17 protein-coding genes are annotated in these 22,319 nt (G+C 70.8%); 6 read left to right on the forward strand and 11 right to left on the reverse strand.

Annotation, left to right across the window (positions count from 1 at the left end; genetic code table 11):
- Window positions 1-782: potassium channel family protein (locus tag VIP82_RS21380; RefSeq protein WP_331912366.1), on the reverse strand; the 782-nt coding region annotated here is incomplete at its 3' end.
- Window positions 783-879: 97 nt separating this feature from the next.
- Between VIP82_RS21380 and VIP82_RS21385 the strand changes: the two genes are divergently transcribed.
- Window positions 880-2,223, forward strand: coding sequence for an ion channel protein (locus VIP82_RS21385; protein ID WP_331912368.1), 1,344 nt, complete (start codon window positions 880-882; stop codon window positions 2,221-2,223).
- Here the strand turns inward: VIP82_RS21385 and VIP82_RS21390 are convergent.
- Both VIP82_RS21390 and VIP82_RS21395 read right to left on the reverse strand, forming a co-directional pair.
- A complete protein-coding gene (locus VIP82_RS21390) occupies window positions 2,212-3,315 on the reverse strand; it encodes a DUF998 domain-containing protein (RefSeq protein ID WP_331912370.1) in 1,104 nt (367 codons plus the stop codon). The two genes, VIP82_RS21385 and VIP82_RS21390, sit on opposite strands and share 12 nt — an antisense overlap.
- Window positions 3,316-3,361: 46 nt before the next feature.
- Window positions 3,362-4,456 carry an AI-2E family transporter gene (locus tag VIP82_RS21395; protein ID WP_331912372.1) on the reverse strand — a complete coding sequence of 365 codons (1,095 nt, stop codon included), beginning with the start codon at window positions 4,454-4,456 and terminating at the stop codon, window positions 3,362-3,364.
- A gap of 53 nt (window positions 4,457-4,509) precedes the next feature.
- Here VIP82_RS21395 and VIP82_RS21400 point away from each other — a divergent pair, with 53 nt between their 5' ends.
- Window positions 4,510-5,907 carry a DUF2252 domain-containing protein gene (locus tag VIP82_RS21400; RefSeq protein WP_331912374.1) on the forward strand — a complete coding sequence of 466 codons (1,398 nt, stop codon included), beginning with the start codon at window positions 4,510-4,512 and terminating at the stop codon, window positions 5,905-5,907.
- A 7-nt stretch (window positions 5,908-5,914) separates the two neighbouring features.
- Here the strand turns inward: VIP82_RS21400 and VIP82_RS21405 are convergent, their stop codons facing one another.
- The gene (locus tag VIP82_RS21405; protein WP_331912376.1) at window positions 5,915-6,529 is read right to left on the reverse strand and encodes a TetR/AcrR family transcriptional regulator; all 615 of its coding nucleotides are present in this window, start codon (window positions 6,527-6,529) and stop codon (window positions 5,915-5,917) included.
- A gap of 80 nt (window positions 6,530-6,609) precedes the next feature.
- Between VIP82_RS21405 and VIP82_RS21410 the strand changes: the two genes are divergently transcribed.
- Window positions 6,610-8,235, forward strand: a complete 1,626-nt coding sequence (locus VIP82_RS21410) for an amidohydrolase (RefSeq protein WP_331912378.1) — start codon at window positions 6,610-6,612, stop codon at window positions 8,233-8,235.
- Window positions 8,236-8,350: 115 nt separating this feature from the next.
- On the opposite strand, the gene VIP82_RS21415 is transcribed toward VIP82_RS21410, so the two are convergent.
- Window positions 8,351-8,773, reverse strand: coding sequence for an MmcQ/YjbR family DNA-binding protein (locus VIP82_RS21415; RefSeq protein WP_331912380.1), 423 nt, complete (start codon window positions 8,771-8,773; stop codon window positions 8,351-8,353).
- A gap of 125 nt (window positions 8,774-8,898) precedes the next feature.
- Here VIP82_RS21415 and VIP82_RS21420 point away from each other — a divergent pair, with 125 nt between their 5' ends.
- On the forward strand, window positions 8,899-12,216 hold the full coding sequence (locus tag VIP82_RS21420) for a DUF5979 domain-containing protein (RefSeq protein ID WP_331912382.1): 3,318 nt from the start codon (window positions 8,899-8,901) through the stop codon (window positions 12,214-12,216).
- Between the two features lie 60 nt (window positions 12,217-12,276).
- Here VIP82_RS21420 and VIP82_RS21425 read toward each other — a convergent pair whose 3' ends face one another.
- The 4 genes from VIP82_RS21425 to VIP82_RS21440 all read right to left on the reverse strand — a co-directional run bounded on the left by VIP82_RS21425 (window position 12,277) and on the right by VIP82_RS21440 (window position 18,659).
- Window positions 12,277-13,266, reverse strand: a complete 990-nt coding sequence (locus tag VIP82_RS21425; RefSeq protein ID WP_331912384.1) for a hypothetical protein — start codon at window positions 13,264-13,266, stop codon at window positions 12,277-12,279.
- Window positions 13,267-13,288: 22 nt separating this feature from the next.
- On the reverse strand, window positions 13,289-14,926 hold the full coding sequence (locus VIP82_RS21430; protein ID WP_331912386.1) for a fucose isomerase: 1,638 nt from the start codon (window positions 14,924-14,926) through the stop codon (window positions 13,289-13,291).
- Window positions 14,923-17,541, reverse strand: a complete 2,619-nt coding sequence (locus VIP82_RS21435) for a GH116 family glycosyl-hydrolase (protein WP_331912388.1) — start codon at window positions 17,539-17,541, stop codon at window positions 14,923-14,925. The genes VIP82_RS21430 and VIP82_RS21435 overlap by 4 nt, the downstream gene beginning before the upstream one ends.
- 128 nt (window positions 17,542-17,669) lie before the next feature.
- Entirely contained in the window at window positions 17,670-18,659 is a 990-nt protein-coding gene (locus VIP82_RS21440; protein ID WP_331912390.1) for a LacI family DNA-binding transcriptional regulator, read from the reverse strand.
- Between the two features lie 142 nt (window positions 18,660-18,801).
- Between VIP82_RS21440 and VIP82_RS21445 the strand changes: the two genes are divergently transcribed.
- Complete coding sequence (locus VIP82_RS21445; protein WP_331912392.1) at window positions 18,802-19,944, forward strand: glycoside hydrolase family 172 protein; 1,143 nt, start codon at window positions 18,802-18,804, stop codon at window positions 19,942-19,944.
- 16 nt (window positions 19,945-19,960) lie between these two features.
- Here VIP82_RS21445 and arr read toward each other — a convergent pair whose 3' ends face one another.
- Both arr and VIP82_RS21455 read right to left on the reverse strand, forming a co-directional pair.
- A complete protein-coding gene (gene arr / locus VIP82_RS21450) occupies window positions 19,961-20,371 on the reverse strand; it encodes an NAD(+)--rifampin ADP-ribosyltransferase (protein ID WP_331912394.1) in 411 nt (136 codons plus the stop codon).
- 74 nt (window positions 20,372-20,445) lie between these two features.
- Window positions 20,446-21,330 carry a hypothetical protein gene (locus VIP82_RS21455; protein ID WP_331912396.1) on the reverse strand — a complete coding sequence of 295 codons (885 nt, stop codon included), beginning with the start codon at window positions 21,328-21,330 and terminating at the stop codon, window positions 20,446-20,448.
- A gap of 151 nt (window positions 21,331-21,481) precedes the next feature.
- Here VIP82_RS21455 and VIP82_RS21460 point away from each other — a divergent pair, with 151 nt between their 5' ends.
- Window positions 21,482-22,282 carry an inositol monophosphatase family protein gene (locus VIP82_RS21460; protein ID WP_331912398.1) on the forward strand — a complete coding sequence of 267 codons (801 nt, stop codon included), beginning with the start codon at window positions 21,482-21,484 and terminating at the stop codon, window positions 22,280-22,282.
- The last annotated feature ends 37 nt before the right edge of the window (window positions 22,283-22,319 follow it).

Genomic DNA, 22,319 nt, shown 5'->3' on the forward strand with positions numbered 1-22,319 from the left:
CCGGCACCGCCCACGCCACCCACACCGCCGGCGCCACCGCCGCCGCCCGCACCGCCGCCCGCGCCACCGCTGGCGCTCTGCGCCGTCAGCGCGTCGATCTTCTCCATCAGCGCCCGCACCTGGGCACGCGTCGCAGGCTCCTGGTCGTCGTGTTGGCGCGACGCGCGCTCGAGCACCCAGGAGGCCAGGGTCGCGGTGATCACGCCGGCCAGCGCCACACCGCCGAGCATGAGCCCCACGGCGACCCAGCGGCCGGCGACCGTCATGGGCACATAGTCGCCGTAGCCCGTCGTCGTGACGGTCACGCACGACCACCACAGCGCGATGCCGAAGCTCGTGATGTTCGCGTCGGGAGCGTGACGCTCTGCTTCGAGCACCGCGAGCGAGGCGATGTAGATCAGGATGAGGGAGGCGCCGGCGCCGTAGACGAGGATCTGCGTGCGCAGCACCCCGCCCGCGGTCGTCTTCATCCCGGGCAGCCGGGTCATGAAGCGCAGCAGCCGGACGAGGCGCAGGACGGGGATCAGCGCGAACGTCAGCGCCGACAGATGATGGCGGAACCACCACCTCCTGTTGGTGGCGAGCGACAGGCGCACGATGTAGTCCGCGATGAACATGGCCCAGGTCACGAGGATCACCGTCGATGCGATCACCCTGCCCGGACCGTGCAGGTCGGCGATGACGCGCCACGAGTACGCGACGAGATACGCGAACGAGGCGATCATGAGCGGCACCTCTGTGCGCTTGTGCCAGGCGTTCTCCTCCACATGCGAATTGTGCACCGGATGTCACCTCTGGGCACACCGGCGCGCCCGCCGCTGCGCGAGATCACGCCGAGCGCCGGCCACGCACCCGCGCTGCGACCGATATCGTGTGCCCATGCCCGGCCCCATCGCCGCCTCGCCCGCACCGGCCACCTCACCTGGTCCGCAGCTCACTGTTCGCCGCCTGGTGCTGCTGTCGATCCCCGCGATCCTCATCGGCGTGCTGTCGGCACTCACGCTCCGGCTGCTCGATCTCATCGCCGGCCAGCTCGACGGCGTGCTGTGGACGAGCACGCCGAAGGCGCTCGGCATCCCCTCCGACTCGCCGTGGTGGATCTTCACGGTTCTCACGGCGACCGGCATCGCGGTCGGACTCGTGGTGTGGCTCGTTCCCGGTCACGCCGGTCCCGACTCGGCGACCACCGAGCTCGCGGCCGCACCGCTGCCGCTATGGGTGCTGCCCGGCCTCTTCGTCGTCGTGCTCCTCAGCCTCGCCGGCGGGGTGAGCCTCGGCCCCGAGAATCCGATCATCGCCGTCAACGTCTCCCTCTCGATCGCGCTCGTCGCGCGCATCACGAAGGCGGTGCCACCCCAGCTCATCGGCGCACTGGCGATCTCGGCGACGATCGGCGCGCTGTTCGGCACCCCCGTCGCCGCCGCGCTCGTCTTCACCGGCATGGTCGGCGAGTTCAAGATGGGCGGGTCGCTCTGGGACAAGCTGTTCCTCCCGCTCGTCGCGGCGGGAGCCGGATCGGTGACGACGTTCCTCCTCGGCGGGGGTTTCGGCGCGACGACGCCGCTTGCGCCCTACGGGACGCCGCAGGCCTTCGACCTGCTCCTCGGTGCGATCGTCGCCTGCGCGGCAGCGGCCTTCGGGCTCGTCGGCATCTACCTCTTCCCGCTCGTGCATCGCGCGTTCCACGCGCTGCGGCATCCGTTGATCTATATCGCCCTCGGCGGCGTGGTGCTCGGGCTGCTCGGCATGGTCGGCGGGCCGATCACGCTGTTCAAGGGGCTCGAGCAGAGCGAGGAGCTCCTCGCCGACTCGGAGGCGTATGCTCCCGGACAGCTGGCGGTGATCCTGCTCGTGAAGATGGCCGCGCTCGTGGTCGCCGCATCAGCGGGCTTCCGCGGGGGACGCATCTTCCCGGCGGTGTTCCTCGGGGTCGCAGCCGGGATGCTGGGGGGTGCGCTGCTCCCTGGCCTGCCGCTGTCGCTCGCGGTCGCCTGCGGAGTGCTCGGCCTCGTGCTGGCGATCGCCCGCGACGGGTGGGTGGCGCTCTTCGTGGCCGTCGCGATGGTCGGCGACATCACGGTACTGCCGATGCTGTGCATCATCGTGCTGCCGGCCTGGCTCGTCGTCACCTGGGCGCGCGAGATGCTCATCACCCCCGCCGACCTCGCAGGCGAGCGGCCGGAGGCGGCGCTCCCCTGGAGCCGGGCCCGCTCAGCCGGCTGACGGCTCGTGGCGCGCGTCCTGCGCCAGGGCGGCCGCGTTGCGGATGAACAGCACGATCCAGGTGAAGACCAGGATGCCGGCGACCAGCTCGACCGCCGTCAGCGTGTAGTAGCCGATGAAGAAGAACACCGCGAGCAGCAGGGTGACCGCGAGGAACAGCCAGCCGAGGGCGACGAACGCCTTCGGCATCGACGGGATCCACCGCGGCAGCGCGATGACCAACACGCCGAACGCGACCACCATGCCCGACGCGACGCTGGTGTGGAGCGCGAAGAACCGGTCCACGGGGAAGAGGCCGACCATGCCGAGGAACACGCCGACCACGATGAGCGTGACGCGCACGCGGCCGATGCCCTTGGGGTTGGGGGTGGGGATGCCGCGCGTCGAGTATCGCGCGAGCGTGGTCACGAGGAAGCCCGCGACGATGATCGTGATGTTGAAGGCGAACGCCGACACGTTCGACGACATGCCGAGAGCGCTGAGGTTGTCCTTCCACCAGTTCGGGTCGCTGGCGGTGAGCATGCTGGCCAGCACGCCGAAGACGAGGAACACCGCGAGCACGACCGCGAGCAGCTGCAGATCCATGTGGGTCGCGGAGTAGAACGCGAGGTAGGCCGTCATCGCCGAGGTCGCACCGGAGAGGATGAGCACGGCCAGGGGGAACACCTCGGCGCCGATGAACGCGTCTTCGAGGATCACGGCCAGCAGCGTCCAGCCGAGGAGCGCGATCACGGCATGGGCGAAGGCCAGTGCCGCGACGTCGACGTAGTCGAGTGGCTTCAGGCGCCGATGCACGCCCTGCCGGTGGGCGAGGATCCGACCCCCGACCACCGCGAGGAATGCCACGACGCCGGACGCGATCGCCGCGAACTGGCCCACCGAGCCCGGGCCCGAGATCGGCGCCGCCTGGAAGCCGAAGGCGATCATCGCCACGAGCGCCACGACGACGAACGAGACCGCGCCCACGCCGAGGGCGAGGGACTCGAGCGAGCGCTCGCTGAACCGGTCGAACACGCGGGGTCCGCGACGCGTCTGCGGCGGATCCGACGGCTGCCCGTCGGGCGAAGGCAGATCGAGCGAGGTCTGGGTCATGACTGCCTCCGTGAGGGGTGGGATGCGGGCGGTGTCGGGCGGCGGATCACGAGGGCGTGAGCGGATCGCGCGCCGCCGAGGCGGGCGTAGCGGTGCGGTCGCCGGAGAGCCATCGCAGCCACAGCGACCCCGGATCGCCCTCCAGCACGAGCGCCCGGACGAAGAGCGTGAGCGGGATGGACAGGATCGCGCCGAGCGGCCCGATCACGAACGTCCAGAAGATGACCGAGAAGAAGCTCAGCGTCAGGCTGAGGTCGACCGCGTCGCTGACGAACTTCGGCTGCACCAGCACCTGCAGCACGACGTTGACGACGCAGTAGATCGCGATCACCGCCAGCAGCATCGGCCATCCACCGACCACGAAGCCCAGCACGGCGGGCGGGATGAGGCCGAGCACGAAGCCGATGTTCGGCACGAAGTTCGTGACGAAGGCGAGCACGGCCCACACGATCGGCGCCGGCACGCCGAGCGCCCACAGCGCCAGGCCGTCGATGATCGCGACGACCGCGCCGAACGACGCGTTCACGACGTAATAGCGACGGACGCCGGTGTTCAGTCGGCGGATCCGGGCGAGCACGGGCCGGCGGCCGGCGCCGAACACGCGCTCCGCGTCTCGATACCGTGCCGCGTCCGCTGCCATGAAGATGATGTACGACACGACGAAGAAGAGGGCCGTCGCGACGCCGATCACCGTGCCGCCGACGCTGGAGACGAGCCGGACGATCGCGGAGGGATCGAGGACGGATGCCGCGGCATCCGTCGCCTCTGCGTCGAGGCCGACGGACTGCAGCCATGCCACGAAGCCGTCGAGGCTGCCGCGCAGCTGGTCCACATAATCAGCCACGAGCCGGGCGAACTGGACACCGGCGACCCACAGCAGCAGTCCCATCACCACGAGCACGAGGTAGGCGACGAGGATGACGGCGGTGGTGCCCGTCCAGCGCGGCCAGCCGCGGCGCTCGAGGGGCCGGCGGACGGGCTCGCAGATGACGACGAGTACCACGGCGAGCGCGAGAGGCCCGATGAGGCTTCGGGCGAAGTACACGCCCGCGAGCACAACGACGGTCGTCGCCAGCACGATGAGAACGCGCAGGCCCGGTGAGAGAACGGGCGGCGGGGGCGCGGGCGCGGGGCGGGTCACGCGGTCAGGGTACCGCCCTTACGAGCAGCGGACCGCAGTGCCACACTGGGCGCATGTCAACGACCACCGAGTCGCCGATCGGGCGCACCTGGGCTCCTCTCCCGTCCTATGCCGACCACGTCGCGGAGGGTCGCGCCGCGCGCCAGCAGAATCCTCGCGAGGCGCTCGCCGAGCTGCCCACGAACGACCGCGATCCGATGGGCATCCTGGACGCGCAGGACGCCGACCGGGTCCCCGAGCTGGTTCCCCTGCGCACCGAGCGCATGGCGGCGAGCGCCTTCGCGTTCTACCGGGGAACCGCCGCCCTCATGGCCGCCGACCTCGCCCGCTCGCCCAGCAGCGGGGTGACCGTCGGATCGTGCGGCGATGCGCACGTGTCGAACTTCGGGCTGTACGCGTCACCGCAGCGGACGCTCGTCTTCGATCTCAACGACTTCGACGAGTCCGCGTGGGCGCCGTGGGAGTGGGACGTCAAACGACTGGTCGCGAGCATCGTCATCGCCGGGCAGTCGACCGGCCGCGCCGACTCGGTGATCCGGGAGGCGTCGCTCGACGCGGTGCGGGTCTACGCGCGCTCGATCGGCTCGGGCGCCAAGCGCAGCCCGCTCAAGCGCTACTACGACCGCTTCGACGCCCTGGCAGCCGAGCGGGCCGTCGACGACGAGACGCGTGCCGCCATCGACTCGGCGATCAAGGAGGCAGAGAAGCGCACCGGTGCACGTGCGGCGAAGAAGATGACGCAGCTCGATGACGAGGGGCGGATCGTCTTCGTCGAGGCGCCGCCGACGATGACCCACATCGACGCCGAGTCAGAAGAGCGCGTGCTGCGCGTCTTCGACCAGTACGTGCAGTCGGCGAACATCGACATCCGGGCGCTGCTGCAGAAATACCGGCTGTCGGACATCGCCCTGCGCGTGGTCGGCGTAGGCAGTGTCGGCACACGATGCTTCGTGATCGCCATGCAGGACGGCGACGACGGCGTCCTGCTGCTGCAAGGCAAGGAGGCGGGCAGGAGCGTGCTGATCGAGCACGGGAAGGCCGAGCAGCCGGAAGCCGTCTCACGGTTCATCGACCAGTACGGCGAGGGCGGGCGTGTGGTCGGGATGCAGCGCATCCTCCAGGCCGTGTCGGACCCGTTCCTCGGTTACGTCGGCCGCACGACGTACGGTGCCCAGCGCGACTTCTACGTCCGCCAGTTCCGCGACAAGAAGGGCGGGTTCGACATGGACGCGCTCGACGACAAGGGGTTCCTCTGGTACGCCGACGCCTGTGCGGCGACGTTGGCCCGCGCGCACGGCCAGTCCCCTGCCTCCGCCGCCGTGGCGGGGTATGCCGGGGGAGGCCGGGTCGCGGGCGAGGCGATCCTCGAATGGGCTTACGCCTACGCCGATCTGTCGCGCGCGGACTGGAAGCTGTTCCGGGCGCACCGCGGCGTGGAGGCGGCGGCCTGAGCGGGCGTCACCGCGCCCGGGGGCCTGCGATCCGCATGCGGAGGGAGGCGACGAGCATGTCGAGGCCGATCTCGAAGGCGGCGTCGCTGCGCTCAGAGCCCGCGGCCGCGCCGGCGATCAGCCGGCCGAGGGTCACGGTGGGCACATCCGGCCGCCAGATCTCGTCGGGCGAGGCGAGGTCCATGCCGAACCCGATCGCGTAGGCGTCCACGATGGCGACGATCGCGAGCACCTCGTCGTCGGCGACCCCCGCCTCGACGAGCGCCGTCGCGAGCCGGTCGTAGCCGGCGATCACGTCGGGGTCGGTGATGGTCTTGCCGACGATGAGCGGCACGATGAGCGGATGCTCGGCGTACAGGCGCCGCAGCGCCCGCACGGTGCCGATGACCACGGCATCCCACTCCCCGGTGGCGACCGCCGGCAGATAGCGCCGCGAGAGGCGACCGCGCATGAGCTCGATGATGGCGTCCTTGCCGTCCACGTGGTTGTAGAGCGACGACGGCGTGACGCCCAGCCGGCGCGCGAGGGCGTTCACCCCGAACGGCTCGCCGGAGTCGGCGAGCTCGATGGCGGCGTCGGCGATCAGCTCCACCGACAGCAGGTTCACTCTGGGTCTCGGCATCCGTCCTCCATGAGGCATAATAACGAACGGTATTCGTTTAGCGGACCGCGACGCGGTTCCGGGCACAGGGAGGTTCCCGCATGACCGCGACCGTCTACACCGGAGGGCACATCTTCACCGCCGGCGCGCAGCCCTGGGCCGACGCCCTCGTCGTCGACGGCGACACCGTCGTGTTCGCCGGCGACGCCGCGCGCGCGACCGCTGCGGCGGGACCGGATGCCGCGACCGTCGATCTTGGCGACCGCCTGCTGCTGCCCGGCTTCACCGACGCGCACACGCACCTCGTCATGATGGGCGAGGCGCTCGGCCGTGTCGGGCTCACCGATGCCCGCACGCTGAGCGAGATCCAGGAGCGTCTGCGCGCGGCGCGCGAGGCCCGGCCCGACGCGGCGCGCGTGCTCGGTCGCGGCTGGCTGTTCGACTCGGTTCCCGGCGGCGTCCCGACCGCGGCCATGATCGATGCGGCCGTCGGCGACGTGCCGGTGTACCTCGATGCCAACGACTATCACTCGTGCTGGGTCAACTCGGCGGCCCTCGCGGAGCTGGGCATCACCCACGACACTCCCGATCCGCTCGGCGGCCGCATCGGACGGGATGCCGACGGCGCGCCCGACGGCATGCTCTACGAGACGGCGGCGCAGGCGCACGCGTGGGCCTTCCTCGCCGAGCAGACCGACGACGACGACCGCGACGCCGCGGTCGAGCGCACGCTCGCCGCCTACGCGGCGACCGGCGTGACCGGGGCGGTCGACATGGCGTTCGACGAGCTCGGACTCGCCGCGTTCCAGCGCGCCGCAGAGCGGCGCGGCGGGCGCCTGCCGCTCCGGGTCGCCGCGCACTGGTTCGTCGAGAACACCGGCGACGAGGCCGCGAACCTGGCGCAGGTCGCCCGGGCGGCCGAGCTCGCCGAGACGGTGCGATCGCCGTGGCTGCGGGTGGTCGGCGTCAAGCTCGTGGTCGACGGCGTCATCGATGCGTGCACCGCCGCGATGCGGCATCCGTATTCCAACGGCTCGAACGCCGAGCCCATCTGGCCGCTCGCCGACATGAGACCCGTCGTCGCTGCAGCCGACGCCGCGGGACTGCAGGTGGCGCTGCACGCGATCGGCGACCTCGCCAGCGACATCGCCCTCGACGCGCTCGAGCATGCGGCGGAGGTCAACGGCCCTAGGCCTCGCCGGCACCGCATCGAGCACCTCGAATACGCCGCCCCCGGCACGGCCGAGCGGATGGCGCGACTCGGCGTGACCGCATCGATGCAGCCCGTGCACGCCGACCCGGCGATCTTCGAGAACTGGGCCGCGATGCTCGGCGACGACCGGGTCGACCGCGCCTTCGCGTGGCCCGAGTACGTCGCGGCGGGCGCGCTGCTTGCGTTCTCGACCGACGCGCCGACCGCGCCACACGAGGCGCTGCCCAACATGTACATCGCAGCCACCCGCAAGTCGGCGCTCGACGGGTCGTTCGCCCCACGGCATCCGCAGTACGCACTGCCCCTCGAGCAGGCGCTCACCCATGCGACGAGCGATGCCGCCGCCTCGGTCGGCGACGGTGCGACGCGTGGGCGGCTCGAGGCGGGCCTGGCGGCCGACTTCGCGATCGTCGACGTCGACCCGTTCACGGCGGGGCCGGAGTCGCTGCTCACGGCCCGCGTCGTGCGCACCGTCGTCGCCGGTGAGACGGTGCACGACGCCGGCGCGCTCTGACGTCCGCTTGAACAGGTCAACCGCGCTTCCACAGGAGATCGCGCGGCGGAACGGCCTGTACAAGGCCGGTTGACCTGTTGCAGCCACCACCGAGGACGCGGACGCGCTGCCGCGATCAGGGGGCGGGCGACGCCGGCGGATGCTGGGCGAGCCACTCGTTCGCGACACGCTTGGGGACCTTCAGCAGCCAGGCGTCGGTGATGGCCTCCCGCAGCTGTGGCAGGTCGATGCCGTCGAGGCGCACGAGGACGGCCGGGTACCCGTCGAAATGCGGGATCGTGAAGAACGCGTCGGGGTAGCTCTCGAGCAGCGCCTGCTTCACCTGCTGCCCGTCGGTCCGCACGCCGACGACGTCGCCGGGCGGCCAGTCCCGCCCGAGCGCCGCCAGCTGCTCGAGGTCGCGGCGACTCGGGCCGCGCTGCCAGACGAACGCACCGGCAGGAGTGCGCCAGGATGCCCCGCCGCGGTGCCCGTCGACGCGCTCGACCACCTCCGGGAACCCGAGCGCGATGGCGCGGACGTCGTCGAGAGTCGCCATGCCCCCATCTTGCGCCTGAATTCCACGCGACACGAAGCGTTTTCTGCTCCGTTTCCCGCCGTGTGATGTACTGAAACGGCCGACCGGGGGGAAGAAACGTGATGGTACGTACGGAGCGGCCGCGCGTGCGGCGCTGGATTGCCGGGATCACAGCGGCCCTGCTCGCCGCGACGGGAACGGTCGTCGCGGGGGCGATCGATCCACAGCCGGCCGCGGCTGCCTATCCGGACTCGGTCAACCCGTTCGCCATCGCCGGCGGCTTCACGGTGTACGCCCGCGAGGATGCGCTCCTGCAGAACCAGGAGACCGAGGGCAGCATCGCCGTGGGCGGCACGGCCACCGTCGCGCCCGACGCGAGCCAGTACACGATCATCCACGTCTCCGCCGGCACCGGCGACTACGACCTCCCGACGGTCGACGGCGACCCGACGCGCTTCCTCGTCGGCGAGTACAGCACCGCGAGCACCGGCATCCTGGCGATCACCAGCGCCGGCACGAGCGACCCCGCCCTGTGGGGCGACCTCAAGATGGTGGACCGCGACGGCGGGTGGCAGGCCTTCGCACGCGCCGACTGGCTGCGCCTGAACCAGAACCCCGCAAACGTGGACCAGACGCCGCTCATCGACGCGACCCACCAGCGGTATCCGGACCATGCCGCGCCCCCGAGCGGCGCCGCCGGCGACAACAGCATCTTCACCGCGAACACCTCCGCGACCGCCGTGGCCGACTACGTCGAGGCCAACCGCGACGCATCGTGGGAGGAGGCGAGCAGCTGTTTCGACGACATCGCGGACCCCATCGCAGGCGTCGGCTATCCGGTCGAGGTCGCCGAGGATGCCGGGAGCCGTGTCGTGCTCGCACCGCTGAGCCCCGACCAGCCGAATATCGTCGACTACACCGACCTCGCCGGCACGGCCCTCATCCAGTTCTCCCCCGGCCCGACACCGGGCGTCTCGAATCCGCTGGTGATCCGCGTTCCCGCCGGCACCACCGACGTGGTCGGCGCCCGGACCGACCCGCAGGGCGATTTCTCGCCGTTCATCGTGTGGGACCTGTCGCAGCTCACCGGCGACGTCACCGTGACGGCGGCAGAGGCGCGCATCGACGGCTCCATCTACGCACCGGAGGCTTCCGTCACCGTGAACGCGGCACCGCTCGACGGCCAGGTCGTCGGCCGGAACGTGATCCTGCAGGGCGGTGAGGTGCACTCGTTCCTGTTCTCGGGCGAGATCTCCTGCGCCGCCGACAGCGGCACGTTCGCGGTCCGCAAGGAGCTGTCGGGCATCGACGACGCCGATCTTCCCGAGGGCGCCACCTTCACGGTCAACTACCGGGCCGTCGACCCCGACGGCGGCGTCTCGGTGGGGACCCTCGAGGTGCCCGCCGATGGATCCTCCGTGGCCGTCGGCGAGCAGTTCCCGATCGGGACCGTCGTGACGTTCGAAGAGGTCGCGCCCGAGAGCGTGCCGGGGTGGGAGTGGGGCGATGCGACCATCACCCCGAACCCGCTCACCATCGGCACGGGCACCGCCGACGTGGTCGTGACGAACACGGCCACCCCGCTGACCGGCACCTTCAGCGTCGTGAAGCTGATCGACGACCTCTCGGGCGGCGAACCCGATCCGCCTTCCCAGACCACCGTCCCCGTGCAATGGACCGCGTGGTCCGGCGGCGAGCAGATCGATGCCGGCACGCTCGAGGTGCCGTTCGACGGCACCCCCGTCGACGTCGGGCAGCAGTTCCCCGTGGGGACGCGGATCGTCCTCACCGAAGACCTCGACGGCATCGATCCGCCCGACGGATACGAGTGGAGCGGCATCGGCTGGGACCCGGGCCGCACCTTCGTCATCGAGGACACGAGCACGGTCGCCGTGGAGCTGACCAACACCGTGACTCCCAGCGCCGACGAGCGCACGATCACGATCGTGAAGGCGGCCACCGGTGACGCCGCCGATCCGGCGTACGCGTACGCCGTGAGCTACAACACCGACCCGCCGGACACGCGGACCACGCTCGACCTGCCCGTCGGGGAGCCGCAGCTGATCGACGACGTCGAGAGCGACGCCGACACGCTCGAACTCGCCGAACTCGTGCCGACGGTCGACGGCACCCCCGTGGACCCCTCCGACTGGGAGATCCCGGTCATCGACGTGACCGTCGACGGCGTGACGACGCAGTACCGGCCGGCGAACTTCGAGGGCGCCGGACCGCTCGAGACCGCGATCGTCGACATCCCGCTCCCCGAGACCGGGGACATCGCGATCACGGTGACCAACGCCCTGCGCGAAGGCACGTTCACGCTGTCGAAGGAGTTCGTCAACCTTCCCGGCGATGTGCCGGTCGATGACCTCGAGTTCTCGGTGGCATGGACGGCGACGCTGCCCACCGGCGAGGCGGAGCAGGGCGTCGTGCGGCTCCCCGGCGACGGCACGGCGGTCAGCCCCGTCGACGACGCGGGTTCGGCGCTCACCTTTCCGTACGGGACGGTCGTGACGTTCTCGGAGCAGGCCGCTCCGGCGCTGCGCCACGTCAGCTGGGAGGGCGCGTCGTTCGATCCTGCCGAGCTCGTCATCGGCGACGGCGGCGAGGCCGTCGTGCACTCGACCCTCACCAACGACGCATCGCTTCTCAGCGGCACGTTCCTCGTGCAGAAGGACCTCGCCGGCATCGACCCCGACCAGCTGCTCGTCGACTCGTTCACCGTCGACTACGTGGCGCACGCGCCGGGGCAGATGCCGACGGCCGGCCGCTTCGTGCTTCCCGCGGACGGCACGCCCGCCGGTCCGGTCGACCAGGCGGGCAACCCCATCGAGTTCCAGGTCGGCACGGTGGTGAACCTGATCGAAGAGCAGCCCGATGCCGCCGCGCTCCCGCCGGGGTACGAATGGAGCGAGACCACCTGGAGCCCGTCGAGCTTCGTCGAGATCGGCCTGGGCGAGACGCCCGTGCTGGAGGTCACCAACTCGGTGGTCGCCCTGACGCGCTGGGCGGTCACGAAGGTCGTCGAGGGCGATGGCGCGTCCGCACTTCCCGCGGGCACCACCTTCCCGCTGGACTGGTGGTGGGACGGCGACGCCCAGCCGCGCGTCGAGCTCGAGCCGAACGTGACGGTGTACTCGCCGTACTTCCCGGTAGGGACGATCCTCGAGGTCGACGAAGGCGAGCTCCCCCCGATCCCGGGCGTCGATTGGGGCACTCCCGTGTGGACCGTCGACGGCGAGACGCTGACACCCGAGGCGAACGGGCGCACGCTCCTGCCCATGTCGGCCTCGCGCGACCCACAGGTCGCCGAGCTCACACTCACCAACACCGCCGGCTCGCGTCCGCTCCCCGCCACCGGCGGCGGCGCGATCTCGCCGCTGCTCCCCATCGGCTCGGTCGTGCTGATCGCCCTCGGCGCACTGCTGGCGACACGACCGACGCAGCGCACGCGGCGCACCTGAGGTCCGACGCTCGCTCGTCGCGGGGGCGGGGCCGGCATCCGGCTCCGCCCTCGCCGCGGATCAGTCGGCCTTGACTCCGCGCCCCTGTGCCAGAGGCTCGGCCGAGTACGTCAGCACCCGTCCCTGCCGGAACGGCTCCACGATCTCGAAGTTCTCGAACGCGATGCCACCGGGAATGGGTGCCTCGCTCATCCAGTAGGTGTAGCGGCCGTTGACCTGCGCGACGAGGGCCGGGTCGGGGTCGTCCGCACGCCACGTCTGCACGGCCGGCACGCCGACGTAGCGCCAGTGCTCCTTCGTGCCCGGAGCGTGCTCGGCCAGACGGGGCTCGGGCTCGTCGGGGACCGCCGAGACGGTCACCGCGTCACCGTCCCGCGCAAGTCGATCCACCCCGAAGCGCGCGTGCTCGGCGAAATGCACGTCGGTGTACTCGGGCCAGAGCACGGCGGCGGCGACCTCCTCGGTGGCGAGACGCAGCGTCCGCAGCCGCGCCCAGTTGCCCATGGTCGCGGTCAGGGTGCAGGCCTCGAGCTCGGCCGACGCCGGCTGCCGGAACGCGGCGAGCGAGATCTCGTGCGGACGGTCCGCCCGGAACGCCGCTCGCACCCGCACGTCCGCGCCGTTGGCGAACGGCTCCACGAGCAGCTCGACGGTGAGGGTCTCGACGCCGTCCTCGACGGCGACGAGTCCGCGAGACGGCTGCCGCGAGTCCTGTGGCCGGGTGTCCTCCGGGTCGTCTGCGGACCAGATGCGCAGCCCCGGCGCGTCGTCGAGACGGCTGCGCTCCAGCTCGGAGAAGCCGCGTTTCGAAGCGCCGGCGGGCACCGGCTCGACGGCGATGAAGTTGAGCAGCCGGTCGCGGGGCTGGCCGAGGTAAGGGGTGTACAGCCGCAGCAGACCGCGGGGCCCCGACAGCGGATGCAGTCCGAGTTGGATGCCGTCGGGATGCCCCCACCTCGGCTCACGGGGTCCGGCGGTCGGCGCCGGGCGCAGCCACCGCCCGTCGGCGGCGGCCTCGGTCCATTCGCGGCCTTTGCTGTCGCGCGGCATCCGCTCCCTCTCTACCGGCGGGTCACAGCCCGCTGACGCGACCCACGAGGTTGACCGTGATGCCCATGCGATCGAGCATGGCGGCCTTCGCCACAAGCGCGCGATCGGCGGTCTCGGCATCGGGGGCGTACACGAGCTGCGCGTGGTTGGCCTTGTGGCGGGCCATGAACTGGTCGCGCGTGACGTCGTGCAGCACGACATGGGCGATGGGCCACTCGGGGTTGGTCGCATCCTTGCGACGCTGCGTCTCCTCCTCCGGCAGCTCGACGACCGTGCCGCGGAAGATGTCGGCCTGCAGAACTCCGTCGGCGATGAAGACCCGCGAGATCACGACGTCGCCCGGCTTCGAGACGCCGTTGATCGTCGACCCTCCCGCCGGGAAGAACACCGGACCCTGACGCCAGCCCTCGGCCTTGTCCCAGCCGCCGAGGTGCGACGCGGGCACCGAGCCCGAGATCTCATAGACCCACACGAACTGGCAGTCGAAGTCCTCACCCCAGCGCACGTCATGCAGCGTGTTGTCGGGCACGAGTCCCATCGCCGTCCACACGCGATCGGTGACCAGCGCATCCACCGCCACGCCCTCATCGGCCTCGTTGAAGTGCGGGAACGCCCGGCCCGCGAACAGCTCCCGCGAGCCGTCGCGCGAGAGCACCGGCGGGCGCTCCGTCGAGTTGAGCACTCCCTCGGCGAGATCGGATGCCGGCACCAGATCCTTGAGACCCTGCTGGTACTGGATGCCCACGGCGTCGAGCCCGAAGTCATCGGCGATGCGGAGCGCCGCGACGTACATCTTCATCTGCCAGCGCACCTGCGTCTCGGTGAGCTCGGTCGCCTCATCTGTGCCGAAGCGGAACGTCATGCCGCGATCGGTCAGCCAGTCGCGGGCGGCGTCGGCCTCGGCATCCGTCACCGTCAGCATCTCCGCGTACAGCGCGGACTGCGACAGGCGCTCCTTGTAGATGCCGGTGCGATTCAGCAGCTCGTCGTCGAAGATCGCGTTGTACATGCCCATGCAGCCCTCGTCGAACACGCCGATGATCGCCTTCTCGGCGAGCAGCTGGTCACCGAGCGCGCGCCCGAGCTCGACCTCGGGCGTCGCGGGGAGTGCGGGGAGGGCTCGCACGTGCGACGCATCGTGGGTGATGCGGCCCGTCTCGGTCCACTCCTTGATGCCGTCCTTGAACCACTCGTCGGTGAAGTCGACCGACCAGATCGAGGCGTAGTCCTTGCCCATCTTCGTCATGCCCGCGTTGAGGCCGAGGAGGCCCACCAGCCCCGGCCAGTCGCCGGCGAAGTTCGCGACCGTCAGGATCGGCCCCTCATGGGTGCGCAGGCCCGCGAGCACGTGATGCGAGTACTGCCACACCGCCTCGGCCACGATGAGCGGGGCGTCGGCCGGAATGCCCTTGAACACCTCGAGGCCCATGCGCTGGCTCGAGATGAACCCGTGCCCGGTCTCGGGGTCGACGTCGTTGGCGCGGATGACCTGCCACCCGAGCTCGTTCAGCACGCCGGTCACACCGGCTTCGAGCGCGACCTGCGTCGGCCAGCCGGCGGCGTTCGCCGACTCGCGCAGATCGCCCGAGGCGACGAGGTAAGCCGTCTTCGGCGGTGCCGTGCGACGCTCGCGCACGGCGGGGAGGCGGTAGCCGGTCATGGGGTCTCCTGTGGTGAGGGGGCTGCGAAGGCGGTGGCGGAGCGCGCGGTGACGCTCTCGCCGGCCGCCAGGGTGAGGGGTTCGGTGCCGGTCGGCAGCACGGGCTGACCGCGCAGCACCAGACGATCGAGGCCTAGCGAGCCGCCGTCGACGTGAAGCGTGATCTCGCCGGCCTCGATCTCTACGCGGCCCCACGCGTCGCCGGTGGTGAACAGGCCGCGGAAGACGCCGTCGCCGACGGGGTCGAACGAGAGCATGCGCGCGGGGGCGTCCCACTGCACGCCGCTGAAGGCGAGCAGAAGGCCCCACGACGCGAGCGATCGCGCGTAGTGGTTGCCGCACTCGATCTCGTTCCACGGGCTGCGCGTCTCTCCGTTGTAGCGGGCGCGCAGCGTGCGTTCGACCTCGAGGGCCTCGTCCACGAGCCCTGCATACACGAGGGATGCCGCGACCTGGTGCTCGACGCCCGTCCAGACCTCGTCGGAGTAGACGAACGGAATCGCGGGCCGGCCGCCGCGCGGCCACGAGGCGAGCAGCAGCCCGCCCTCGTCGTTGAGGGCGTAGACCCGCTGCGTGCTCTCGTGCGCGGTGAGGTCGGACCGGTGGTTGTGCGCGACGATCGCACCGAGCGCGCTGCGCAGCCGATCGCGGGGCAGCAGGTCGCCGAGGCCGTTGACCCAGGCGTGGAACTGGCCGAGCAGCTGGTCTGACAGCACGCCGTCGCCGTACTGGTACCGATGCGCGTCGACATCGTCGATCACCTGCCGGTAGTACTCGCCGTTCCAGAGCCGCTCGTCCATGCCCGCGGCGACGCGGTCGGCCCGGTCGAGCCAGTCGGCCGCCCGTTCGCTCTCGCCGAGGTGTGCCGCCATGCGCGCGCCCGCCCGCAGCGCGGCGGCGAACATGCCGTTGGCGAGCGGGTCGAGGCCGAAGAACTCGATGTCGTAGGTGTTGTGCAGCTCGCCGTCGAGCAGACCGTCGCCGTCGCGGTCCCACCGCTGGATGGCGTGCTCGAGCGTGCGTACGGCAGCGGGCCACACCTCGCCGAGGAAGTCGTCGTCGCCCGAGAACCGCCACTCGCGGTGCAGCCGCAGGAACGTGCCGAGCTGCCCGTCGACGGCGGGACCCATGAACCACGCGGGGCCTGCGAAGACGCGGTTGCTGCGGAACTTCTGCGCGCCCTCCTCGTCGGTCTCGAGCAGGAACTCGACCCTGCGAGCGCTGCGCTCGAGCGACGGGAAGAGCCACGCCACGGTCTGCGCGTACGACCACACGTGGGTGCACGTGCCCTCGCACGAGCCGCCGTGATCGAACGATCCCTCCCACGCCGCGAAGACCGGCCCATCCCCCAGATCGGGGTTCGGCGTCTCGACGACGAAGGCGGTGGTCGACCGGACAGCGGCGATGTTCGCCCCCACCGCCTCGGCGACGACCGGATCCAGGCTCCCGCCGTAGAGGGCCTCTACGAACGCCAGCGTGGTCGCCTCGAGAGCGGGCAGCTCACGATGCAGATGGGATGCCGCACCCCAGGCGTCGGGCCACAGCGTCGCGTACCGGTTGCGGACGACGCCCTCGTCGGCACGGTCGTCTGCCACGATGTGCCCGCGCCACGAGCGGTGACGGTTCGGAAAGCTCCATGCCAGCACGAACTCGAAGTCGCGAGTCTCGCCCGGCGCCAGTTCGTGCACGATGCCGAGGGATCCGGTGCGCAGGCGTGGCAGCAGCTCGAAGAGCTGCTCCACGCTCAGTGCCGCGCTGCGCCGCTGGGTGCCGTCGGACTCGTCGTACGGGTCCGGCGCAGAGTCTGCGAACAGGCCGCGCGGTCGATCCTCGAGCGTCAGGCGGGGCTCCGGATCGAGGAGTCCGTCCGACGACAGGTCGTTCCAGAACAGGCGGGGGCCGTCCGGCCAGAACCCGGTGACCCACTGCGGCTTGGCCGTGGTCGCGGCATCCGTCGTCGTGAGACTCAGGGTGCCGAAGCCGAGGTCGTCTTGGGGAAGCCGGATGCCGAAATCCAGGCCCCGCACGTCGCCCTCTTCCCGCCACTGCACCGTCTGCCGGGCGCGCATGCCGAAGGGGCCGTCGCCCCGCCCGGCCGTGTGGCTGACGCTGCCGACGACGGTCACGCGCACACGACGATCGCCCGGGTTCACGACGCGGTAGCGCAGCACGGCCGCCGGGATGCCGGAGGCGTCGGGGTCGAGCGGCACGAGCGGCGTGAAAGCGCGCAGCGACACGTCGACCGGCAGCACGTCGTCTTCGAAGTCGATGTCGACGACGGGGTACTCGCCGTGCATGGTCGCCGATCGCAGGCGAGGAAGGCCGGCCTGCCGCTCGAAGGGGTAGCCGGCGTCGAAGTCGCGGCGACCGGTCATCCGGGCCTCGAGCACGCGGGTGACCGGGTCCGCGTCTTCGGGTGCGGCGTGGATCGCGAAGAACGAGTACGGATTGACGCGGCCCTTGTCGGGCAGGTTCTCGAGCTCCCAGTCGCGAAGCTCGCCGCGGGCGCCGAGCGACACGTTGCCCGTGCCGATGCCGCCGAGCGGGAACGCGGCGCGCTCCGCGGTGTGCGGAATCCCGCGTGCACGGCGGCGCGTCTCGGATCGGCCGGTCATCGGATCCTCCTCGATCACGACAGTGTGCTCAGGTGTCGTTCGGTCTGGCGAACGCGTCCACTGTAGACGAAATCGATTTCATGATCAACCGAGCGAAATCGCCTTCGGCGTGAAACCGTGCTGTCGGGTCAGCTGCGCACGGAGGCGCGAGCCGGCTGGACCTCGTTGCGCAGCACGACGGTGCGCGCGGGCTGGTCGTCGCCGTTGATGCGCTCGAGCAGCATCTTCGCCGCCGTCACGCCCATGTGCCTCGCCGGCAGCCGCACGACGGTGACAGCGGTCGGCGTGAGGGTGGTGAAGGGGAGCGAGCCGACGACGGCGACGCCGATCTTCGGCGGGGTGAGTCCGTGCTCGGTGAGCACCTGGATCGCTCCGACCCCGAGCAGGTTGTTGCCCGCGACCACCGCGTCCGGCGGATCAGGGAGCGCGAGCAGTTCCTCCATGACCTCGCGTCCGCCGTCGACGCGGAACGTCGAGTACCTCAGCAGCTCGTCGGGATCGTCGTCTGGGAAGTGACGCGCCAGCACGGCTCGCCACCCCTGCGCGCGCTCGTACGCGGTCTCGATGTGCTGCGGTCCGGTGATGCACGCGATGCGCCGATAGCCCGCCTGCACGAGATTCTCGGTGGCCGCCTGACCCGCGGTGCGGTTGGCCATGACGACGCCGTCGATGTCGTAGCCCGTTCCGCGGTCGACGGCCACGACCGGGCGGCCGGTGGCCAGGAGCTCATCGAGATTCGTATGGTCGGATGCCGCCGCCAGGATCACGCCGGCCATGTGCTCGGAGATCGCGATCTGGAGGTAGGTGGCCTCCTTCTCGATCTGCGCGTCGGTGTTGCACAGCACGACCGAGTAGCCGGCCTGGGAGGCGACGTCCTCCACTCCCCGCGCCATCTCGGTGAAGTAGGGGTTCTCGATATCGGGGATCACAAGGGCGATGACCTCGGACGCCTGCCTGCGGAGGGTGCGCGCCGTGCGATTGGGCGTGAACTTCAGCAGGCGGGCTGCCTCGCGCACCGCGAGCGTCTTCTCGTCCGACACACCCATGCCGTTGAAGACGCGGGAGACCGTCGCCGGCGACACGCCGGCGAGCTTGGCGACCTCGTAGATCGTTGCCACGGCACCCCGCTTCCCCTGCACCGACGCGCGTTGACATGCCGGTGAGCCCACCATACAGTGTTGAAATCGATTCCAAAATGTCCCGCATCCGCTTGCACCACTGCGCCGCTTCCGGCGCACCGACACGAGGACGTGCCGACCGATGAACGCACCCCAGCTGCCCTCCCCCGAACTCTCCTCGATCGCCTCGCTGCGGTCGCTGCAGACGCGGTCGATCTCGCCCGAGAACTTCGACGGCTCGTCCGGCGGCGGCGGCCGCGCAACCGAGGGCACCGGGGCCTCCTGCGCCCGTGACCTCGGCCCGGGCTGGAAGATCTCACCCAGTGTCGACGTCAAGGCCGGTGAGACCTTCGACCTCGCGAACATCGACGGCCCTGGACGGATCACGCACATCTGGATCACCACCCACACCGACAACTGGCGCACGCTCCTCTTGCGCGCCTACTGGGACGGCGCCGAGGAGCCCGCCGTCGAGGTCCCGTACGGCGACTTCTTCTGCAATGGCTGGGGCGTGTTCGCCCAGGTGAACTCGCAGACGATCGCCGCGAACCCGCACGGCGGCTTCAACTCCTACTGGCCGATGCCGTTCCGCACCGGCGCCCGGCTCACCGTCGAGAACACGTCGGTCGTCGACGTCCGCGTGTACTACCAGGTCACCTACGAGATCGGCGGAGACTACTCGGCCGACGGCTACTTCCACGCTCAGTGGCGCCGGTCGAACCCGCTGGAAGAACTCGTCCCCCACACGATCCTGGAGGGCATCGAGGGCCAGGGCCAGTACGTCGGCACCTACATCGCCTGGGGCGTCAACTCCAACGGCTGGTGGGGCGAGGGTGAGATCAAGTTCTACCTCGACGACGACACCGACTACCCGACCATCTGCGGCACCGGCACGGAGGACTACTTCGGCGGCGCCTGGAACTTCGACATCCCCGGCAAGGGCTACACGGAGTTCTCGACCCCCTACCTCGGCATGCCGCAGGTGATCCGCCCGGATGGCCTCTACGTCAGTCAGCAGCGCTTCGGCATGTACCGCTGGCACCTGCCGGATCCGATCCACTTCTCGACCGGCATCCCCAAGGTCGACATCCAGGCACTCGGGTGGCGCAGCGGGTGGCGTTACCTTCCGCTGCGCGACGACATCGCCTCGACGGCGATGTTCTATCTCGACCGGCCCACGGCGCGCCGACCCAGGACGCCGAGCGCCGACGACCTGGAGGTGCACCTAGGCACCGCTCCGGTGCCCGACATCGGAGCGACACCTCCCCGCGCACCGCAGGACTGACCGGGCGCGTCCGGCGTCAGTTGATGATCTCGCCCCGCTCGTCCGCCCGCAGCACCGCCAGGCGCTCGTGCCACGTCTGCAGCGCCTCGGGCGTCAGTCGCGTCCAATCGGTGACTTCGCCGAGGACCCGGAGGGGCGAACCGCTGCGGTAAGACCGGGTGGGGTTGCCGGGGAACTTCTTGTCGGTCACATTCGGGTCGTTCTCGAACGGCCCGGTGGGCTCGACGGCGTACACGCGCGGGGCACCGTCCCCGGCGGCCAGCTCCGCCGCGAGCCCGGCGCCATCGCGCAGCGCGGTGAAGTAGATGTGGTTCATGACGACGTCGGGCCGGTAGTTCGACCGGAAGCCCGGCGTCAGCAGATCGCCGACCTGGAGGTCGGCCTTCGTGCCGTGGTAGAACGGCCCCTCGTCCAGTGCGTCGGTCACCGCGACAGCCTAGGCGCACGGCATCCGTGAACGGAACCCGGGCCGGGCTCACCACCGCCGCGAAGGCAGACGGGCTACTCGCTGGAGTGGAACACCCCGATGCGATCGCCGTCGCGGACGAACTGCAGCGCGCTGCCGTCGGGGAAGCGCGCTCGCAGTTCTTCCGGGCTGTTGCTGTCGATCGAGAACTGCACGGTGGCTGGGAAGGAGCCGACACGGCAGCCGGAGTAGATCGGTCCGTTCATCGACCAGGAGCTCGTGTCGGCATCCTCGGCGGGAAGCTGGTCCGTGGCGACGACCGTGAAGCATTCGGTTCCGTTTCCGGCGGAGCTATAGCCGCCGGCGGTCTCGAACAGAGTGAGACCGTAGTACTCGTAGGCGGCCGAGCTGAGCCCGGCGCCGAACCAGCCCGCAGGAACGTTGACCAGCGTGTCGGGCTCGAGGGTGGCGATCTGCTCGGCACCGCTGGAGACCGAGACGGGAGCCATCGACGTCACCGCATAGGTGACTCCGGCGGCGACGGCGGCGGCCGCGACCACCGACAGCGCCCACAGCAGTCGCGTGCGCATGCGCATGCGCAGGCCGCTCTTCGCCGGCGCGGGATCGGCGCCCGCAGGCGTCGAGTCGGTTTCTTCCACGACGTGCTGGCGGGCGGGCGACTCTGCGTCGCTGTCGTCGACGTACCGGGTCGGCGGCGGAGTCGGCTGCGACGCGGGAGACTGCGGGAGCGTCGGCTCGGCCTGCGCCGTCGGTTCGGGTCTCACCGGTGCCGACTCGGGCTCCGCCGGCACGGCGGACGCCTGGACTAGCGCGGCCGCGTCGGATGCCGCCCCCGGACGCTGGCGAGCCTCGAGTTCGTGCAGTCGCCTCAGCGCGGCCGGGTCCTGGTCGATGTCCGCCGAGGGACCGTACGCGCGGGCCCGGAGTGCGCGCAGTTCGTCGAGGGTGCCAGTGTCCATCCCTTGCATAGTGCCACCATGCGGCCGGTGTCCGTGAGTGGGATGGCGAAGCTGGGGAGAGCGAAAGGGCGGTCGGGCGTTGGGTGGCAGCGGTGCCTCGGCCGCGAGGCCGTGTGGAGAGAATCGGCCCGTGGACTGATTGACTGGCCGAATGGTTCACCACTCCGCTGCCGATGCCGAGGTGGCGGTGCGCGCCGCGTCGGCCGGTGCCGCCGTTGCGCGGGCGCGCTACAACACCGGAAGCCGGCGTACTGCCGATCGAGGTCTCGACTTCACGACGGAAGCCGACGTCGAGGCCGAGCGTGCCATCCGGGACGTGCTCGCCCAGTTGCGGCCTGGCGACGCCGTCGTCGGCGAGGAGCTCGGCTCCAGCGGCGACGGGCGCCGCCGGTGGCTGGTCGATCCGATCTGCGGCACGCTCAACTTCGCTGCCGGCGTTCCCCTGTTCGCCGTCAACGTCGCACTGGACGTCGATGGCGTCACCACCGCCGCCGCGGTCGCCGATCCCGCCGGCGATGTGTTCTGGACCGACGGCGCGGCCGCCTGGCACCGTGCCGAGACGACCGCCCCCGATGCCGGCGTCGACCGCCGCCTGGACCCGACTTCCTCGTCCCGACTGGTCACCGTGAACCTGGAGTCCGGCTACCCCGATGACAGCGGCACCCGCCTGCTGTCGGACGAGGTCTTCCGCGCCCGGTTCAGCCCTCGCTTCCTGTCGACCACGTTGGCTCTCGCGTGGGTCGCCACCGGCCAGCAGGCCGGCTACATCACCGGCGGCGACCTGCGGGGCAGCGTGCACTGGACGGCCGGCATCGCGCTGTGTCGTGCGGCGGGCACGGTCGTCACCAACCTCGCCGGCGCCGAGCTGCACACGGGCGACCACGGCCTGGTGGCCGCAGCGGATGCCGAGACGCACGCGTTCCTGCTCGACCGTCTCCACGCGCGCCGCTAGCTGCATCCCAGCGCCGCATCGCGCCCGCCGCCCATCC

Source organism: Microbacterium sp. (assembly GCF_036566905.1).
Taxonomy (GTDB): domain Bacteria; phylum Actinomycetota; class Actinomycetes; order Actinomycetales; family Microbacteriaceae; genus Microbacterium.

Excerpts from the sequence above, each read along its gene's own strand:
- VIP82_RS21445 (WP_331912392.1), top strand. The coding sequence starts at position 18,802 with ATGAACGCACCCCAGCTGCCCTCCCCCGAACTCTCCTCGATCGCCTCG.
- VIP82_RS21390 (WP_331912370.1), bottom strand. The coding sequence starts at position 3,315 with ATGACCCAGACCTCGCTCGATCTGCCTTCGCCCGACGGGCAGCCGTCG.
- VIP82_RS21460 (WP_331912398.1), top strand. The coding sequence starts at position 21,482 with ATGGTTCACCACTCCGCTGCCGATGCCGAGGTGGCGGTGCGCGCCGCG.
- VIP82_RS21455 (WP_331912396.1), bottom strand. The coding sequence starts at position 21,330 with ATGGACACTGGCACCCTCGACGAACTGCGCGCACTCCGGGCCCGCGCG.
- VIP82_RS21400 (WP_331912374.1), top strand. The coding sequence starts at position 4,510 with ATGTCAACGACCACCGAGTCGCCGATCGGGCGCACCTGGGCTCCTCTC.
- VIP82_RS21430 (WP_331912386.1), bottom strand. The coding sequence starts at position 14,926 with ATGACCGGCTACCGCCTCCCCGCCGTGCGCGAGCGTCGCACGGCACCG.
- VIP82_RS21415 (WP_331912380.1), bottom strand. The coding sequence starts at position 8,773 with ATGGCGACTCTCGACGACGTCCGCGCCATCGCGCTCGGGTTCCCGGAG.
- VIP82_RS21435 (WP_331912388.1), bottom strand. The coding sequence starts at position 17,541 with ATGACCGGCCGATCCGAGACGCGCCGCCGTGCACGCGGGATTCCGCAC.
- VIP82_RS21410 (WP_331912378.1), top strand. The coding sequence starts at position 6,610 with ATGACCGCGACCGTCTACACCGGAGGGCACATCTTCACCGCCGGCGCG.
- VIP82_RS21405 (WP_331912376.1), bottom strand. The coding sequence starts at position 6,529 with ATGCCGAGACCCAGAGTGAACCTGCTGTCGGTGGAGCTGATCGCCGAC.
- VIP82_RS21385 (WP_331912368.1), top strand. The coding sequence starts at position 880 with ATGCCCGGCCCCATCGCCGCCTCGCCCGCACCGGCCACCTCACCTGGT.
- VIP82_RS21425 (WP_331912384.1), bottom strand. The coding sequence starts at position 13,266 with ATGCCGCGCGACAGCAAAGGCCGCGAATGGACCGAGGCCGCCGCCGAC.